The sequence below is a fragment of the Pseudomonas taetrolens genome, assembly GCF_900475285.1.
Taxonomy (GTDB): domain Bacteria; phylum Pseudomonadota; class Gammaproteobacteria; order Pseudomonadales; family Pseudomonadaceae; genus Aquipseudomonas; species Aquipseudomonas taetrolens.
On record NZ_LS483370.1, the window covers coordinates 1,250,157 to 1,266,329 of the forward strand.

Below are 16,173 nucleotides of genomic sequence, written 5' to 3' on the forward strand. Positions count from 1 at the left end.
TGCGTAATCAGATATGAGTTCCGCTCTGTCCATACGGCAGCTAACCAAAACCTACGGCAACGGTTTCCAGGCCCTGAGTGGTATCGATCTGGATGTTGCTGAAGGTGACTTTTTCGCCCTGCTGGGCCCCAACGGCGCCGGCAAATCCACCACCATCGGTATTCTCTCGACCCTGGTCAATAAAACCGGCGGCACAGTGAATGTCTTTGGCCATGACCTGGACCGTGAACCCGCTGCACTGAAGCGCTGCATCGGCGTTGTGCCGCAGGAGTTCAACTTCAACCAGTTTGAAAAGACCTTCGATATTGTTGTGACCCAGGCGGGTTACTACGGTATTCCGGCGAAAATCGCCAAGGAACGCGCTGAAAAATACCTGACGCAGTTGGGGCTTTGGGACAAACGCGATACGCCATCGCGTTCACTGTCCGGGGGCATGAAGCGCCGCCTGATGATTGCCCGGGCGCTTGTACACGAGCCGCGTCTGCTGATCCTCGATGAGCCGACTGCCGGCGTGGACATTGAATTGCGTCGTTCGATGTGGTCGTTTCTCACCGAGCTCAATGAGCAAGGCACGACCATCATCCTTACGACGCATTACCTGGAAGAGGCCGAACAGCTGTGCCGCAATATCGGGATCATCGATCACGGCACCATTGTTGAAAACACCAGCATGCGTCAACTGCTTGGCCAGCTGCACGTCGAGACTTTTTTGCTCGATCTGAAAAACACCCGGAGTGCTCCGGTACACCTGGTTGGCTACCCGAGTCAGTTGCTCGACAATCACACACTGGAAGTGCAAGTGGACAAGGCCGTAGGTATTACCGGTTTGTTCACTCAACTGGCCACGCAAAACATTGAAGTGGTGAGCCTGCGTAACAAAACCAATCGTCTTGAGGAGTTGTTCGTGTCGCTGGTCGAAAAAAATCTGGCAAAGGTGGCGGTATGAGCTCGGAGCTACGCCCTAACCTGGTCGCCCTGAACACCATTGTTTATCGCGAATTCCGCCGCTTCATGCGTATCTGGCCACAAACCCTGCTGCCGCCGGCGATCACCATGGTGTTGTACTTCGTCATCTTCGGCAACCTGATCGGTCGGCAAATCGGTGATATGGGTGGTTTCACCTATATGGAGTACATCGTGCCGGGCCTGATCATGATGTCGGTGATCACCAACTCCTACGGCAACGTGGTGTCGAGTTTCTTCGGCAGCAAATTCCAGCGCTCGATTGAAGAGCTGATGGTTTCGCCGGTTTCGCCCCACACGATCCTGATCGGTTTCACCGTGGGCGGTATTTTGCGCGGCCTGATGGTGGGTGCAATCGTGACCCTGTTGTCGCTGTTCTTTACCCATTTGCAAGTGCATCACCTGGGCTTGACCATCGTGGTGGTGGTTCTGACCGCAACGATTTTCTCGCTGCTCGGTTTCATCAACGCTGTTTTTGCGCGCAACTTCGACGACATTTCGATTATTCCGACATTCGTCCTGACGCCGCTGACTTACCTGGGCGGGGTGTTCTATTCCATTACCCTGTTGCCGCCTTTTTGGCAGAGCGTGTCGCTGGCGAACCCGGTGTTGCACATGGTTAACGCTTTCCGCTACGGGATTCTGGGGGTCTCGGACATCAAGATCAGTGTGGCGCTGACCTTCATGGTCGTCGCGACCCTGGTGCTGTATTTCGCCTGCGCACGCTTGCTGGTCAGCGGGCTAGGCATGCGCCAGTAGCCGACTCTCGGTGATAAAAAACGGCCCTGTTGGGGCCGTTTTTTATGGGCGTCTTTTTTGTCGGCGCTTCCATTGGCGGCTGACCCACCAGCGCCAGTAAAGCATGGTCAGGCAGTACGCCAGCGCACTCAGGATCACGCCGCACACGACTGAACCCAGCAAGAAAGGCTGCCACAGGGTTGAGAGCTGGCTGCTGATCCACTCCCAGGTCAGTTCGTCGGGGAGATGCCTGGGAGGAACATTCATCAGCCACGCGCCCATCTGGTAGGTGCAATAGAAAACCGGTGGCATGGTGAACGGATTGGTCAACCACACCAGGCTGACCGAGATGGGCATGTTGCTGCGCACGGTAATGGCCAGGAATGCGGCCAACAGCATCTGGAACGGCATGGGGATAAAAGCCGCAAAAATGCCCACCGCCATCGCGCGGGCGACCGAGTGACGATTCAAATGCCAGAGATTGGGATCATGCAGCAGGGTGCCGAGAAATCGTAAGGACTTATGTTCCCTGATACTGGCCGGGTCTGGCATGTAACGTCTGAATAAACGCCGTGGCATAGGCCTCTCCCTGGAATCAAGAACGGAGTATGCCCAAATTCGGCCAATTGCCTATTCAGACTTTGTGACAATTATTTAAGCGTACGCCAGAGATCCGGACTAATCCGAGGGTAAAGGATTTATTGGGTCTGTGCATGCATACAGGGATGTTGGGGCTGGCGTCAGGCATGATTGCCTTGCGTTATTTACCGGTATTGCCGCCGGTCGGTTGGTTACTGCCAATGCTGTGTGCGGGGTTATTCCTGTTGTTCTGGCGCAGGTTTGCCTTCGGTTTTTTTCTGCTGGGGTTGGCATGGGCCTGTTTTCAGGGGCAGCGAGCAATTGATGACCGCTTGCCCGCGGGGCTGGATGGTCGAACGCTGTGGGTGGAAGGGCGCGTGGTCGGGCTGGCACAGCACGCTGATGCTGTCGTGCGTTTTGAATTGCAGGGCGCCAGGTCGCGCCACGCAACATTACCCAAAACCCTTCGACTGAGCTGGTACGGCGGGCCGCGGGTCAACACTGGCGAGCACTGGCGGCTGGCAGTCACGCTCAAGCGGCCCAGAGGGTTGCTCAACCCGCAGGGTTTCGATTACGAAGCCTGGTTGTTGGCACAGCGCATCGGTGCTACCGGAACCGTTAAGGATGGCCAGTTACTGGCCCCGGCGAGTCATGCCTGGCGTGATCGTTTGCGCCAGCGTCTGTTACGCAGTGACGCCAATGGCCGGGCGCCCTGGCTGGCGGCCTTGGTCATGGGGGACGGTTCAGGCCTGAGTCCTGAGGACTGGAAAGTCCTGCAAGCGACCGGGACCGTGCATTTGCTAGTGATTTCGGGGCAGCACATCGGGCTGTTTGCCGGGTTGATCTACGGGCTGATCGCTTTGCTGGCGCGGTACGGCGCATGGCCGCGTGCATTGCCCTGGCTGCCGTGGGCCTGTGGCCTGGCGTTTGCGGGTGCCTTGGGGTATGGGGTGCTTGCAGGGTTCGAGGTGCCGGTTCAGCGGGCGTGCGTCATGCTTGGGCTGGTGCTGATATGGCGCCTGCGATTTCGCCATTTGGGCCTGTGGTTGCCGTTTCTGCTGGCGCTGAACGCAGTCTTGATCATTGAACCGCTGGCGAGTTTGAGGCCGGGTTTCTGGTTGTCGTTTACTGCCGTGGCGGTATTGATCTTCACCTTTGGCGCACGCCTGGGGCCCTGGAACTGGCAAGCCGCGTGGGTACGTCCTCAAGTTCTGATTTCCGTGGGGTTATTCCCAGTACTGTGGATACTCGCTTTGCCCATCAGCCTGAGCGGGCCGCTGGCAAACCTGGTCGCCGTGCCCTGGATCAGCCTGCTGGTATTGCCTGCGGCGCTGCTGGGCGCTGTGTTGATGCCGGTACCCTGGCTGGGCGATGGCCTGTTGTGGGTGTCCGGTGGCTTGCTTGACTGGCTGATACTCGGCCTCACGGCATTGGCCGGGTATTTTTCGCCCTGGTCGCCGGGCTCGGTCCCCATCAGTGTCTGGGCGCTGAGTGCGGTGGGCGCCCTTATAGTGTTGTTGCCTGCCGGGGTCGTGCTCCGGCCCTTGGGCTGGCCACTGGTGCTGCTGGCGGTGTTCATGCCCCGTGAGTCCGTCCCCCTGGGTCAGGTCGAGGTGATGCAGCTGGATGTCGGGCAGGGTCTGGCGTTTGTGTTGCGCACCCGGCATCACACGTTGCTGTATGACGCCGGTCCCAAGGTCAGAAACCTTGATCAAGGCGAGCGGGTCGTGGTGCCGGTGCTGCGCTCACTGGGCGTTCAAGGTCTGGACCTGATGCTGCTGAGCCATGCCGACGCGGATCATGCGGGGGGCGCATTGGCCGTGCAGCGAGCGTTCAGCGTGGCGCGAGTGCTCAGTGGTGACGCCGCTGGCTTGCCTGCCGCCCTGCAGGCACATCCATGCATCAGCGGCGAAAGTTGGGAGTGGGAAGGTGTGAAGTTTTCACTCTGGCAATGGGACGGGGCCCGGGACAGCAATCAAAAATCGTGTGTGCTGCAGGTTGAAGCCAATGACGAGCGGTTACTGTTGACCGGTGACATCGACGTGCAGGCCGAGCGGGCCTTGCTGCAAAGCCCTTTGAGTGTCCCTACTCAGTGGCTGCAAGCACCGCACCATGGCAGTCGTACATCTTCGTCCATGGTGTTTCTCAAGGCGCTGTCTGCCGATACCGTGTTGATCTCCCGCGGTCACGGGAATACCTTTGGACACCCGCATCCACAAGTGATGGCGCGCTATCGGGCGTTGGGCATGCAGGTTCTGGACAGTGCCGAGCAGGGCGCGGTGTGGTTTCGCCTGGGGGCCTTCGACAGTGCCCGCGGGCTGCGTGAGCAGCGTCGTTTCTGGCGGGGCTGAAGGCACGGGCTTTCTGGGGCAGGGTCAATCCTGTGGTAGAGTGGCGCACTTTTTCGAGGGGACTGTCACTGTGTGGGAACTGGTCAAATCCGGCGGCTGGATGATGCTGCCGATCATTCTGAGCTCTGTTGCCGCGCTGGGCATTATTGTCGAGCGTCTGTGGACCCTGCGTGCCAGTCGTGTGACGCCGGCGCACCTGCTCGGTCAGGTTTGGGTCTGGATCAAGGACAAACAACTGGACAAGGACAAGCTCCAGCAGTTACGCGCCGACTCTCCGCTGGGCGAAATCCTGGCCGCTGGCCTGGCCAATTCCAGGCATGGCCGCGAGATCATGAAAGAGTGCATCGAAGAAGCCGCCGCACGTGTGATTCACGAGCTGGAGCGCTACCTCAATGCACTGGGTACGATTGCAGCGATGGCGCCTTTGCTGGGCCTGCTCGGTACCGTGCTGGGCATGATCGATATCTTTAGCTCGTTCATGGGTGCGGGCATGACCAGCAACGCAGCTGTCCTCGCGGGCGGGATCTCCAAGGCGCTGATTACGACTGCTGCCGGTCTGATGGTCGGTATTCCGGCGGTGTTTTTCCATCGTTTCCTGCAACGTCGTGTCGATGAGCTGGTGGTCGGCATGGAACAGGAAGCGATCAAGCTGGTCGAAGTGGTGCAGGGCGACCGTGAAGTCGACATGGTCGGGAGCAAAGCGTGAAGTTTCGCCGCAAGCCCCGGGAAACGGTCGATATCAACCTCGCGTCGTTGATCGATGTGGTGTTCATCCTGCTGTTGTTTTTTGTCGTGACCACTACCTTCACCCGTGAAACCCAGTTGCAGGTCGATTTGCCTGAGGCTGTCAGCGGTTCTCCCAGTGAGGATCAAAATGCCAGGCAAGTCGATATCGCCATCAGTGCAGACGGCGTTTTTTCGGTGAACAACCAGGTATTGCCGAAAAACGATCTGGCGAGCCTGATCGAGGCGCTGCAGAAAGAGTCCGGCGGCGACACGACGCTTGCGCTGTCGATCTCGGCTGATGGCAAGACCCCACACCAGGCGGTCATCACGGCAATGGACGCGGCCGGCAAACTCGGCTTCAGCCACTTGCGCATGACCACCGTCGAGGCGCAGGCGACTCCCTGATGGCCATGTCCGATCGCTTGTTGCGCGCCTGGTACGCCGGGCATCCGTTGCTCACGCTGTTACGACCTCTGGAGTCGCTTTATCGCCGTGTTGTCGAACGCAAGCGTGCGCGCTTTGTGGCGGGCGAGGGTGATATCTATCGGGCACCGGTGCCGCTGGTCGTCGTCGGCAACATCACGGTCGGGGGCACCGGCAAGACGCCTCTGATCCTGTGGCTGATCGACCATTGCCAGCGCAAGGGTCTGAAGGTCGGTGTGGTGAGCCGGGGCTATGGCGCCAACCCCCCGCAGTTGCCGTGGAGGGTGAGTGCCGGGCAAAGTGCCGCACAGGCGGGTGATGAGCCATTGCTGATTGTGCAGCGCAGCGGTGTGCCCCTGATGATCGATCCGGATCGCAGCCGGGCGGTCAAGGCCCTGCTGGACAGCGAACCGCTGGACCTGATCCTGTCCGATGACGGCTTGCAGCACTACCGTTTGGCCCGCGATCTGGAGCTGGTGCTGATCGACAACGCCAGAGGTCTGGGCAATGGCCGTTGCCTGCCTGCCGGGCCGCTGCGTGAGCCGGCCGAGCGTCTGCAGAGTGTTGATGCCGTGCTTTACAACGGTGCCGCCTGCGACCCGCAAGGTGGTTTTGCCTTTCAATTGCAGCCGACGGCGCTGATCAATCTACGCAGTGGTGAACGCCAGCCGCTGGACTTTTTCCCGGCGCAACAAGCGCTGCATGCGGTGGCCGGAATCGGTAATCCGCAGCGTTTCTTCAACACCCTTGAAACGCTACACTGGCGGCCTGTTGCCCATGCTTTTGCTGACCATGCGCCCTACAGCGCCGAGGTCTTGAGTTTTACCCCGCCATTACCCCTGGTCATGACCGAGAAGGATGCGGTGAAGTGCCGTGACTTCGCGTCGTCGGACTGGTGGTACCTGGCGGTAGATGCGGTGCCGTCCGAGGCTTTTGTCCTTTGGTTTGACCAACAGCTCGCGCGTCTTATACCTGATCGTCTTTTGCCCTAACTTATCTTTATCCAGGGGAATACTCATGGACACCAAACTGCTCGATATCCTTGCTTGCCCTGTTTGCAAAGGCCCGCTCAAGCTCAGCGCCGACAAGACCGAACTGATCAGCAAAGGCGCAGGCCTGGCCTATCCGATCCGTGACGGCATTCCCGTCATGCTCGAAACCGAAGCCCGTACCCTCAGTCCTGATGAGCGTCTGGATAAATGATCCCGGTTTTTACAGTCGTTATTCCGTCGCGCTTCGGCTCGACCCGGTTGCCTGGCAAACCGCTGCTGATGATTGCCGGCAAGCCGATGGTTCAGCATGTCTGGGAACAGGCCTGTAAAAGCAGCGCGCAACGGGTTGTGGTTGCCACGGATGATGTGCGTATTGTCGAAGCCTGCAAGGCGTTTGGCGCTGAAGTGTTAATGACCCGTACTGATCACGAGTCGGGCACCGACCGCTTGGCCGAAGTGGTGACGCAACTGGGCCTGGCCAGCGATGCCATTGTGGTCAATGTCCAGGGTGACGAGCCGCTGATTCCGCCGCAGGTGATCGATCAGGTAGCGGTCAATCTGGCCGCTCACAGCGAGGCGAGCATGGCGACCCTGGCAGAGCCGATCGAAGACGTTGAAACCCTCTTCAACCCGAATGTGGTCAAGGTGGTCAGCGACATCAATGGGCTGGCCCTGACATTCAGCCGTGCCACGTTGCCGTGGGCCCGTGATGACTTCGCCCGGCAGCCTGACGTGTTGCCGGCGGGCGTGCCATACCGTCGCCATATCGGCATCTACGCATATCGGGCAGGTTTCCTGCACGATTTTGTGGGCTGGGGCCCTTGCTGGCTGGAGAATACCGAGCGTCTCGAACAATTACGGGCGTTGTGGCATGGGGTGCGGATACACGTGGCAGACGTGCTCGAAGCACCGCCTGCGGGCGTTGATACGCTCGAAGATCTTGAGCGCGTTCGGCGTTTGTTGGAGGGGTGATGGGTCATACCCTGAAACCGGCAGACGACGTGCTGATGATTGAACTGAAGGGACACTTATGAGTTTGCAGTTGCAGATCAATGCCTCGCTCAAACCCTTCAACAGCTTTGGCGTTGATGTCCGGGCAAGCCTGTTTGCGCAAGCCCGCAGCGATACCGATGTGCATGAGGCGCTGTTGTATGCGGCTGAGCAAAAACTGCCTTTGCTGGTCATTGGTGGAGGCAGCAACTTGCTGCTGACCGGTGATGTCCAGGCGCTGGTTTTACAGATGGCCAGTCGCGGCATTCGCTTGCTGGAGGATGACGGCGAACGGGTGGTGGTTGAGGCCGAGGCGGGGGAAGTGTGGCACGCCTTTGTGCTGTGGACTTTGGAGCAAGGACTGTCCGGCCTTGAGAACCTCAGTCTGATCCCCGGCACGGTAGGGGCTGCGCCGATGCAAAATATCGGGGCTTACGGGGTTGAGATCAAAGATGTCTTTGCCGGGCTGACAGCGCTTGATCGGCACACCGGCGAGTTGCGGGAGTTCGAGCTGGCCGAGTGCAATTTCGGCTATCGCGATAGCGTGTTCAAGCAGCATCCCGGGCGCTGGTTGATTTTGCGGGTGAGATTTGCCCTGAGTCGTGCCGCGCACTTGCACCTGGAATATGGCCCTGTGCGACAGCGCTTGAGCGAGCAAGGCGTTGAGCACCCCACTGCCAGTGATGTCAGTCGGGCAATCAGCAGTATTCGCAGCGAAAAGCTGCCGGATCCGGCCGTGCTGGGCAACGCGGGTAGCTTCTTCAAGAACCCCGTGGTTCCGGCGTTACTCGCAGCTGAATTGAAGCTGGTGTACCCCGGTTTGATCGGTTACCCGCAACCTGACGGGCAAGTGAAGCTGGCAGCGGGCTGGTTGATTGAAACTGCTGGCTGGAAAGGCTTCCGCGAGGCGGATGCGGGCGTGCATCGCTTGCAGTCGCTGGTGCTGGTCAACTACGGTTCGGCTACCGGCGTTCAGCTATTGGCGTTGGCACATCGAATCCAGGTTGATATCGAGCAGCGCTTTGGGGTGCAGCTGGAGATGGAGCCTAACGTGTACTGACGTTTTACAGTGTCGGAAGCGACATAAAAAAAGCCCCGCCAGTTCAACACTGGCGGGGCTTTTTAGTGGCCTTTGGATTTAGGCGAGGGGTTTAGACTCGGGCTCTTTATCCTGGGCTACGGTTTCGTTCGCAGATGCCTGAGCGGCAGCAGCTGCAGCCGCCTCACGCTTGCGACGGCGTACTTCGCGCGGGTCGTTCGGTGCACGACCATTGCTTGGCAGAGTGCTCACAGCCGGAGCAGCTGCTGGAGCAACCACGTCTACCAGTTCCGAAGCCACGACTTCAGTGGCTACAGGCTGTTCGGTAACAACAGTCTCTACCACGGCGTCAGGTGCGGCGACTTCAGCGAGAACCGGTTCTGCTACTGGAGCCGGTGCGGCCTCAACGATGGCTGGCTCGGCAATTGGCTCGCGGACTACGCGGACTTCCTTGACGGGTTCAGGGGCCTTTTCGATGACTGGCGCCTCGGTAACCGGCGTTTCTGCGCGCGGGGTTTCAACCGCTGGAGTTGCGACTTCGATCACAGGCTCCGGGGCAGCGACTACTGGCGTTTCGATTGCAGGGGCAGGTTCTATCACGACCTGGGCTTCAGGTTGAGCCTGGGGTGCCGGTGCAACTTCAACATCCGGAGTCCTGGTAACTTCAGTGGCAGATGTTTCAACCACTGGAGCCTCTGCTGCCGGGGTTTCAACAACGGGAGCAGTTTCGACTGCCGGGGTTTCAACGGCAGTGACTTCGCTCGGTGCCTGGACAGCAACTTCGGCCTCGGCGGGTACCGCTTCCCGGGTGGCTTGCGTGGCACGTTCGGCTTGTTGATTGGCCTCGGCTTCAGCAGGTGCACTGATGACCGAGCTGGCAACAGCTTCAGTAACAGCAAGGCCGGCGGCCAGTTCGGAAGTGGTTACTGGCGCGTTTTCAGCGTTGGCTTCTTCGCTGTTCTCTTCCGAGCCTTCAATCACATTGCCGTTGGCATCGCGTTGACGTTCACGACGGTTGCTGCGACGACGCTGACCACGGGAGCGGCGGCGAGGACGATCGCCTTCGGCGTTCTCCTGCGACTCGTCCTGGGCTTGCTCAGCGGTCGATACGGCTTCTTCGTCTTCAACTGCCGCGATCACTTGCTCTTCGCGCGGAGCGCGTTCTTCACGTGGCGCGCGCGGTTGGCGTTCTTCGCGCGGTGCACGAGCAGGGCGTTCGTCTGTGGCAGTCGTGGTAGCGGCAGCGACGGCGACGGCAGGTGCGGCATCCAGAGGTTCGCGCAATTCGCGTACGCGTTCTTCACGGCCTTCACCACGTGGCTTGCGGTCTTCACGAGGCGCGCGAGGAGCACGTTCTTCGCGTGGAGGGCGTGGAGCCCGCTCTTCGCGCGTCACGGCAACGGCTGGCGTTTCTTCGCGAGGCTCGCGTACTTCACGGGGTTCGCGCGGGGCGCGCTCTTCGCGAGGTGCACGTTCTTCACGCGGCTTGCGCTCTTCGTCGCGGCGACCATTACGGTTGCGGCTCTGCTGGCGACCATTGCGACGTTCTTCGTTGCGGGTCGGACGCTCCGGGGTGGCTGCTGGCTTCTCGGCCACGGCAGGGGTCGCCGGCTGTTCTTCCTTGGAGGCGAACAGGCTGACCAGCGACTTGACCAGACCTTTGAACAGGCTTGGCTCGGAGACGGTCGGTGCTGGCGCTGCTGCAGGTGCTGGCGCGGCGGCTTCGGTCGGAACCGGTGCCGAGGTGCGTGCCGGGGCAGTCTTGACTGCAGCTTCCTGGCGAACCAGGGTGCGGGTCGCGGCAGCAGGTTGCACTTCTTCCACTTCAGCGGCAGCCGCAGCAATTTCATAGCTGGACTGGTTGGTGTGGGCTTCCGGGCTGTCATCACGCAGACGCTGAACTTCGAAGTGCGGCGTTTCGAGATGGTCGTTCGGCAGAATGACGATGCGGGCACGGGTGCGCAGTTCGATCTTGGTGATCGAGTTGCGTTTTTCGTTCAGCAGGAAAGCGGCAACCGGGATTGGCACCTGGGCGCGTACTTCGGCAGTACGGTCTTTCAGGGCTTCTTCTTCGATCAGGCGCAGAATGGCCAGGGACAGCGACTCGACGTCACGGATGATGCCGGTGCCGTTGCAGCGCGGGCACACGATGCCGCTGCTCTCGCCCAGGGAAGGACGCAGGCGTTGACGGGACATTTCCAGCAGGCCGAAGCGCGAGATACGGCCGACTTGAACGCGGGCGCGGTCTGCTTCCAGGCATTCGCGGACTTTCTCTTCCACGGCGCGCTGGTTTTTGGCTGGGGTCATGTCGATGAAGTCGATGACGATCAGGCCGCCGATGTCGCGCAAGCGCAACTGACGGGCGATTTCTTCAGCCGCTTCAAGGTTGGTTTGCAGTGCGGTTTCTTCGATATCGCTGCCTTTGGTGGCGCGGGCCGAGTTGATGTCGATGGACACCAGGGCTTCGGTCGGGTCGATAACGATGGAGCCGCCGGAAGGCAGTTCAACGACGCGCTGGAAGGCGGTCTCGATCTGGCTTTCGATCTGGAAACGATTGAACAGCGGAACGCTGTCTTCGTAGAGTTTGATTTTGCTGGCGTACTGCGGCATCACCTGGCGAATGAAGGTCAGGGCTTCGTCCTGGGCTTCAACGCTGTCGATCAGTACTTCGCCGATGTCCTGGCGCAGGTAATCACGGATGGCGCGAATGATCACGTTGCTTTCCTGATAGATCAGGAATGGCGCGGCGCGATCCAGCGAGGCTTCTTTAATGGCGGTCCACAGCTGCAGCAGGTAATCGAGGTCCCACTGCATTTCTTCGCTGCTGCGGCCAAGGCCGGCAGTACGAACGATCAGGCCCATGTCGGCAGGAGCGATCAGGCCGTTCAGGGCTTCACGCAGCTCGTTGCGCTCTTCGCCTTCGATACGGCGGGAGATGCCGCCGGCACGCGGGTTGTTGGGCATCAGCACCAGGTAGCGGCCGGCGAGGCTGATGAAGGTGGTCAGGGCTGCGCCCTTGTTGCCACGTTCTTCTTTTTCAACCTGCACGATGACTTCCTGGCCTTCGGTCAGGACGTCCTTGATGTTTACGCGACCTTCAGGTGCTTTCTTGAAGTACTCGCGGGAGATTTCCTTCAGGGGCAGGAAGCCGTGGCGCTCAGAGCCGAAATCGACAAAGGCAGCCTCAAGGCTTGGTTCGATGCGAGTAATACGGCCTTTATAAATGTTGGCTTTCTTCTGCTCGCGCGCACCCGACTCGATGTCCAGGTCGTAGAGGCGTTGGCCATCTACCAGTGCAACACGCAACTCTTCAGGTTGAGTTGCGTTAATCAGCATTCTTTTCATGTTGTACCGTCGGTTTCCGGGCTACCGGAAACGGCGTTCGGCACACACGACTTCTCACGGTCGGTGTCAGGTGCGTCAGGAGCAGTTGGCCACTCCAGTGTCCAGCGAGTTCGACCAAAGGGGGCGAAGTCGCGACTTACGCTTCCTGCTTGCTGTGGTGACTTAAGCACTCAGTCAGGAGGAGGAATCAACCGGTGGCTGTGGACGAGATGAAGCGTCTTGATAAAGCCTATTGCTACACAGTCCAACGGTTGTGCATCTCCACCCTACACGTATCCCTGATAATTCGGGTGCTGCCGCGCGCAGAATCCGCAGCGGGTTGGCATTTACCGTGTTCTCCAAAAGGGGAGTTCACGCATCATGGCTAATAAAGGCGATGTTTCCGAAACATTCGCTCGAAATTCCCGAGGCTGACTGCACTTTGTGAACTGGCCGTGAATATCGGCATAAAAGGCGAGTTTTCACTCTGCTTTCCAGGCTCGCTTCAGGCCTCATGTCACCTGCGCTTGTTACAACTCCAAGTATTCCGTATGCAGCAAAAGCCCCGTAGGACGGCCTCGCGTCCTCGTGAAGAGCGTTGGTCAGGGCCGGTGATACACCGTTAATCCGCTGTCCAGGCCGCTTTTGGCGGCGTTCGCGACTATAGCAGCAATGATTAAGTGCTTCAATTCCATAAAAATTGTTATCATCCGCCGCATGACGACCACGACCCCCCCGACCCCCAGCGTTCAGCTGCTTGAGGTCTTGCCGGAATATGCCGGCCAACGCATCGACAACTTCCTGCTAGCCCGACTCAAGGGTGTGCCCAAGACCTTGATTTACCGCATTTTGCGCAAAGGCGAAGTGCGTGTGAACAAGGGCCGGATCAAACCCGAGTACAAATTGCAGGCGGGCGACATTGTGCGCGTGCCGCCGGTTCGCGTGCCTGAGCGTGACGAGCCTGTGCCTGTGGCGCAGGGCTTGCTGCAACGGCTCGAGGCGGCGATTGTTTATGAAGACAAAGCGCTGATTGTGTTGAACAAGCCAGCCGGTATCGCCGTGCATGGCGGTAGCGGCCTGACTTTCGGCGTGATTGAAGCCTTTCGCCAGATGCGTCCGGATACCAAGGAACTGGAACTGGTGCACCGTCTGGATCGTGACACCTCCGGCCTGCTGATGATTGCCAAAAAGCGCAGCATGTTGCGCCACCTGCACGAAGCATTGCGTGGCGATGGTGTCGACAAGCGCTACATGGCGCTGGTGCGTGGCAACTGGGCGACTTCGATCAAGCAAGTACGTGCGCCGCTGATGAAGAGCAATTTGCGCTCCGGCGAACGCATGGTTGAGGTCAATGAAGAAGGCAAGGAATCCGTCACGGTGTTCAAGGTACTGCGCCGCTTCGGTGATTTCGCCACCATGATCGAGGCCAGGCCCATCACCGGGCGTACGCACCAGATTCGTGTGCACACGCTGCACGCGGGGCACTGCATCGCAGGTGATACCAAGTATGGCGACGAGGGGTTCTCTAAAGAGATTCGTGACTTGGGCGGCAAGCGTTTGTTCCTGCATGCCTACATGCTCACGGTGCCGCTGCCGGATGGCGGCGAGTTGAAGTTGCAGGCGCCGGTCGATGAAATGTGGGCCAAAACCGTGGAGCGACTGAGTGCCGACTGAGTACAAGCTGCTGATTTTTGACTGGGATGGCACGCTGGCAGACTCCATTGGTCGTATCGTGACCGCGATGCAGGTCGCAGCGCAGCGTTCGGGTCATCCGGAGCGTGACGAAGATTCGGTCAAGGGCATTATTGGTCTGGGTTTGCCCGAGGCCATTCTTACGCTCTATCCCGAGATGACGGATGCGCAGGTGGTTGATTTTCGCCAGCACTATGCGGATGTCTATATCGCCATGGACACCGAGCCTTCGCCGCTCTTTGACGGTGTTCTGGAGTCGCTTGAGGCGTTTCGTGCCGAGGGCTATCGGTTGGCGGTTGCCACGGGCAAGGCGCGCCGCGGGCTTGATCGTGTACTCAAGGCGCATGGCTGGGAGGACTTCTTCGATGTCACCCGTGCGGCTGATGAGACGGCAAGCAAGCCTGATCCATTGATGCTGAACCAGATTCTGGCCCATTGCGATGTGCGGCCGGAGCACGCCTTAATGGTGGGTGATGCGACCTTCGATTTGCAGATGGCGCGCAATGCGGGCATTGACTCTGTGGCGGTAGGCTATGGTGCTCAGTCAATGGAGCGCCTGCTGGCATTCGAGCCCCGGCTGGCGATTGACACCTTTTCGCAGTTGCACGCCTGGCTGGGTCGGCAGGCCAATTAAAGAATCAGACTGGGAGTAATGCATGGTTGATCAATGGAAGGCGCCTGAGTCTGAACCGGTCGCGGGTGATGACAAAAGCTGGAAGTTGCTGGAAAAAACCCTGCTGGCGGGGATCCAGGAACAGCGTCGAGCCCGGCGCTGGGGCATTTTCTTCAAATTGCTCACGTTCTGCCTGTTGCTGGTTGCGTTGTTGTCGCTAACGCCGCTGATGGAGATGGAGCGTGGTGCAATGAGTGGTCAGGGCTATACCGCGCTGATCGATGTGCGCGGTGTGATTGCCGATAAAGAGCCTGCGAGTGCGGATAACCTAGTCACCAGCCTGCAGGCTGCGTTTGATGATCCAAAGGTCAAGGGTGTGGTCCTGCGGATCAATAGTCCGGGTGGCAGTCCGGTGCAGTCGGGTTATGTCTACGATGAAATCCGTCGTTTGCGTGGTTTGCATCCCGGGACCAAGGTCTATGCGGTGATTTCGGATCTGGGTGCTTCCGGCGCGTATTACATAGCCAGTGCTGCCGACCAGATCTATGCCGACAAGGCCAGTCTGGTGGGTTCCATTGGTGTGACGGCGGCAGGCTTCGGTTTTGTCGGTGCCATGGAAAAGCTGGGTATTCAGCGTCGGGCCTACACGTCGGGTGAGCACAAGGCGTTCCTGGATCCGTTTGAGCCTGAGAAGCCGGGCGAGACCAAGTTCTGGCAAGGTGTGCTGAATGTGACCCATGAGCAGTTCATTGCCAGCGTCAAGCAGGGGCGTGGCGACCGCTTGAAGGATAAGGAGCATCCTGAGCTGTTTTCGGGGTTGGTCTGGACCGGTCAGCAGGCGCTGCCTTTGGGTTTGATCGATGGATTGGGTAATGCCAGTTCTGTGGCGCGTGACGTGATCGGTGAAAAGGAGTTGGTTGACTTTACGGTGCAAGAGTCGCCTTTCGACCGCTTCTCGAAAAAGCTGGGTGCGAGTGTGGCGGAGCAACTGGCCCTGTGGATGGGGTTTCAGGGGCCGACCTTGCGTTGATCGCCAGGCGTCAAAAAAAGCCGGCCTGAGAAGGCCGGCTTTTTTGTGGGCGCTGGACAGGCATCTGACCGTCGGGCTGGCTTGCTCCTTTGCGAGGGGCAGGCAAGTCCTTGCAGTTCAGGGGATGATAACGCCCTCGGTGAGTAGCATGTCGATCAGGCGAATCAGTGGCAGCCCTACCAGGCTGGTGGCGTCGTCGCCTTCGGTGCGCTGGAACAGGCTGACCCCTAGGCCTTCGGCTTTGAAGCTGCCGGCGCAGTCGTAGGGTTTTTCGGCGCGCAGGTAGCGCTCAATCTGTTCTGTGTCGAGTGTGCGCATGTGGACGGTGAAGGGAACGCAGTCGGTCTGGTGACCGTCGGTCTGGGAGTTGAGCAGGGTGAGGCCGGTGAGGAACGTCACGCTGGCTCCGCTGGCGTCCATTAGCTGCTGGCGAGCCTTGTCGAAGGTGTGGGGCTTGCCGATGATGTGGCCGTTGAGTACTGCCACCTGGTCGGAGCCGATGATCAGGTGTCCGGGATGACTGTCGGCAAGTGCGCGGGCCTTCTCCAGGGACAGGCGCTCGACCAGTTCGCGTGCGGACTCGCCCGGGCGGTGGCTTTCGTCGATATCGGGTGAACTGCAGTTGAAAGGCAGACGCAGGCGAGCCAATAAGTCGCGGCGATAAATCGAGCTTGAAGCGAGTAATAAAGGCAGCATTCACGTCTCCTGTGGGT

General features: G+C 59.4%; 15 protein-coding genes. 12 read left to right on the forward strand and 3 right to left on the reverse strand.

The window, feature by feature from the left end; all coding sequences use genetic code 11:
• The first annotated feature begins 13 nt into the window (after positions 1-13).
• Both DQN55_RS06040 and DQN55_RS06045 read left to right on the forward strand, forming a co-directional pair.
• Complete coding sequence (locus DQN55_RS06040; RefSeq protein WP_048377837.1) at positions 14-946, forward strand: ABC transporter ATP-binding protein; 933 nt, start codon at positions 14-16, stop codon at positions 944-946.
• A complete protein-coding gene (locus DQN55_RS06045) occupies positions 943-1,722 on the forward strand; it encodes an ABC transporter permease (protein ID WP_048377836.1) in 780 nt (259 codons plus the stop codon). The genes DQN55_RS06040 and DQN55_RS06045 overlap by 4 nt, the downstream gene beginning before the upstream one ends.
• A 42-nt stretch (positions 1,723-1,764) precedes the next feature.
• Here the strand turns inward: DQN55_RS06045 and DQN55_RS06050 are convergent, their stop codons facing one another.
• Positions 1,765-2,280, reverse strand: coding sequence for a DUF2062 domain-containing protein (locus DQN55_RS06050; protein WP_048377835.1), 516 nt, complete (start codon positions 2,278-2,280; stop codon positions 1,765-1,767).
• Positions 2,281-2,414: 134 nt separating this feature from the next.
• On the opposite strand from DQN55_RS06050, the gene DQN55_RS06055 reads away from it, so the two are divergent.
• The 7 genes from DQN55_RS06055 (at position 2,415) to murB (ending at position 8,822) form a co-directional block, all read left to right on the forward strand.
• Positions 2,415-4,631 carry a DNA internalization-related competence protein ComEC/Rec2 gene (locus DQN55_RS06055; protein ID WP_074702869.1) on the forward strand — a complete coding sequence of 739 codons (2,217 nt, stop codon included), beginning with the start codon at positions 2,415-2,417 and terminating at the stop codon, positions 4,629-4,631.
• Between the two features lie 70 nt (positions 4,632-4,701).
• Positions 4,702-5,337 carry a MotA/TolQ/ExbB proton channel family protein gene (locus DQN55_RS06060; RefSeq protein WP_048378438.1) on the forward strand — a complete coding sequence of 212 codons (636 nt, stop codon included), beginning with the start codon at positions 4,702-4,704 and terminating at the stop codon, positions 5,335-5,337.
• Positions 5,334-5,762, forward strand: a complete 429-nt coding sequence (locus DQN55_RS06065; RefSeq protein ID WP_048377833.1) for an ExbD/TolR family protein — start codon at positions 5,334-5,336, stop codon at positions 5,760-5,762. Before DQN55_RS06060 ends, DQN55_RS06065 begins: the two co-directional genes overlap by 4 nt.
• Positions 5,762-6,772 (forward strand): tetraacyldisaccharide 4'-kinase, encoded by a 1,011-nt coding sequence (lpxK, locus tag DQN55_RS06070; RefSeq protein ID WP_048377832.1) that lies wholly within the window; start codon positions 5,762-5,764, stop codon positions 6,770-6,772. Before DQN55_RS06065 ends, lpxK begins: the two co-directional genes overlap by 1 nt.
• Before the next feature lie 25 nt (positions 6,773-6,797).
• On the forward strand, positions 6,798-6,983 hold the full coding sequence (locus DQN55_RS06075) for a Trm112 family protein (RefSeq protein ID WP_048377831.1): 186 nt from the start codon (positions 6,798-6,800) through the stop codon (positions 6,981-6,983).
• Complete coding sequence (kdsB, locus tag DQN55_RS06080; RefSeq protein WP_048377830.1) at positions 6,980-7,744, forward strand: 3-deoxy-manno-octulosonate cytidylyltransferase; 765 nt, start codon at positions 6,980-6,982, stop codon at positions 7,742-7,744. Before DQN55_RS06075 ends, kdsB begins: the two co-directional genes overlap by 4 nt.
• 58 nt (positions 7,745-7,802) lie before the next feature.
• Entirely contained in the window at positions 7,803-8,822 is a 1,020-nt protein-coding gene (gene murB / locus DQN55_RS06085; protein WP_048377829.1) for a UDP-N-acetylmuramate dehydrogenase, read from the forward strand.
• 78 nt (positions 8,823-8,900) lie between these two features.
• Here the strand turns inward: murB and rne are convergent, their stop codons facing one another.
• Positions 8,901-12,146, reverse strand: a complete 3,246-nt coding sequence (gene rne, locus DQN55_RS06090) for a ribonuclease E (RefSeq protein ID WP_442056968.1) — start codon at positions 12,144-12,146, stop codon at positions 8,901-8,903.
• A gap of 696 nt (positions 12,147-12,842) precedes the next feature.
• Here rne and rluC point away from each other — a divergent pair.
• From rluC to DQN55_RS06105, 3 genes are read left to right on the forward strand one after another with little or no spacing between them, the layout of a single operon-like run.
• Positions 12,843-13,799 carry a 23S rRNA pseudouridine(955/2504/2580) synthase RluC gene (gene rluC, locus DQN55_RS06095; RefSeq protein ID WP_048378437.1) on the forward strand — a complete coding sequence of 319 codons (957 nt, stop codon included), beginning with the start codon at positions 12,843-12,845 and terminating at the stop codon, positions 13,797-13,799.
• A complete protein-coding gene (locus tag DQN55_RS06100) occupies positions 13,789-14,451 on the forward strand; it encodes an HAD-IA family hydrolase (RefSeq protein WP_048377827.1) in 663 nt (220 codons plus the stop codon). Before rluC ends, DQN55_RS06100 begins: the two co-directional genes overlap by 11 nt.
• A gap of 22 nt (positions 14,452-14,473) precedes the next feature.
• Positions 14,474-15,460: a S49 family peptidase gene (locus tag DQN55_RS06105; protein WP_048377826.1), complete on the forward strand. Its 987-nt coding sequence runs from the start codon at positions 14,474-14,476 to the stop codon at positions 15,458-15,460.
• Between the two features lie 117 nt (positions 15,461-15,577).
• Here DQN55_RS06105 and DQN55_RS06110 read toward each other — a convergent pair whose 3' ends face one another.
• Complete coding sequence (locus tag DQN55_RS06110; RefSeq protein WP_048377825.1) at positions 15,578-16,156, reverse strand: Maf family protein; 579 nt, start codon at positions 16,154-16,156, stop codon at positions 15,578-15,580.
• Positions 16,157-16,173: the final 17 nt, after the last annotated feature.

What these genes read in the sequence shown, in the direction of transcription:
- DQN55_RS06045 (WP_048377836.1), top strand. Translation starts at nt 943, where the DNA reads ATGAGCTCGGAGCTACGCCCTAACCTGGTCGCCCTGAACACCATTGTT.
- DQN55_RS06040 (WP_048377837.1), top strand. Translation starts at nt 14, where the DNA reads ATGAGTTCCGCTCTGTCCATACGGCAGCTAACCAAAACCTACGGCAAC.
- DQN55_RS06105 (WP_048377826.1), top strand. Translation starts at nt 14,474, where the DNA reads ATGGTTGATCAATGGAAGGCGCCTGAGTCTGAACCGGTCGCGGGTGAT.
- DQN55_RS06055 (WP_074702869.1), top strand. Translation starts at nt 2,415, where the DNA reads ATGCATACAGGGATGTTGGGGCTGGCGTCAGGCATGATTGCCTTGCGT.
- kdsB (WP_048377830.1), top strand. Translation starts at nt 6,980, where the DNA reads ATGATCCCGGTTTTTACAGTCGTTATTCCGTCGCGCTTCGGCTCGACC.
- rne (WP_442056968.1), bottom strand. Translation starts at nt 12,146, where the DNA reads ATGAAAAGAATGCTGATTAACGCAACTCAACCTGAAGAGTTGCGTGTT.
- DQN55_RS06110 (WP_048377825.1), bottom strand. Translation starts at nt 16,156, where the DNA reads ATGCTGCCTTTATTACTCGCTTCAAGCTCGATTTATCGCCGCGACTTA.
- DQN55_RS06075 (WP_048377831.1), top strand. Translation starts at nt 6,798, where the DNA reads ATGGACACCAAACTGCTCGATATCCTTGCTTGCCCTGTTTGCAAAGGC.
- lpxK (WP_048377832.1), top strand. Translation starts at nt 5,762, where the DNA reads ATGGCCATGTCCGATCGCTTGTTGCGCGCCTGGTACGCCGGGCATCCG.
- rluC (WP_048378437.1), top strand. Translation starts at nt 12,843, where the DNA reads ATGACGACCACGACCCCCCCGACCCCCAGCGTTCAGCTGCTTGAGGTC.
- DQN55_RS06050 (WP_048377835.1), bottom strand. Translation starts at nt 2,280, where the DNA reads ATGCCACGGCGTTTATTCAGACGTTACATGCCAGACCCGGCCAGTATC.
- murB (WP_048377829.1), top strand. Translation starts at nt 7,803, where the DNA reads ATGAGTTTGCAGTTGCAGATCAATGCCTCGCTCAAACCCTTCAACAGC.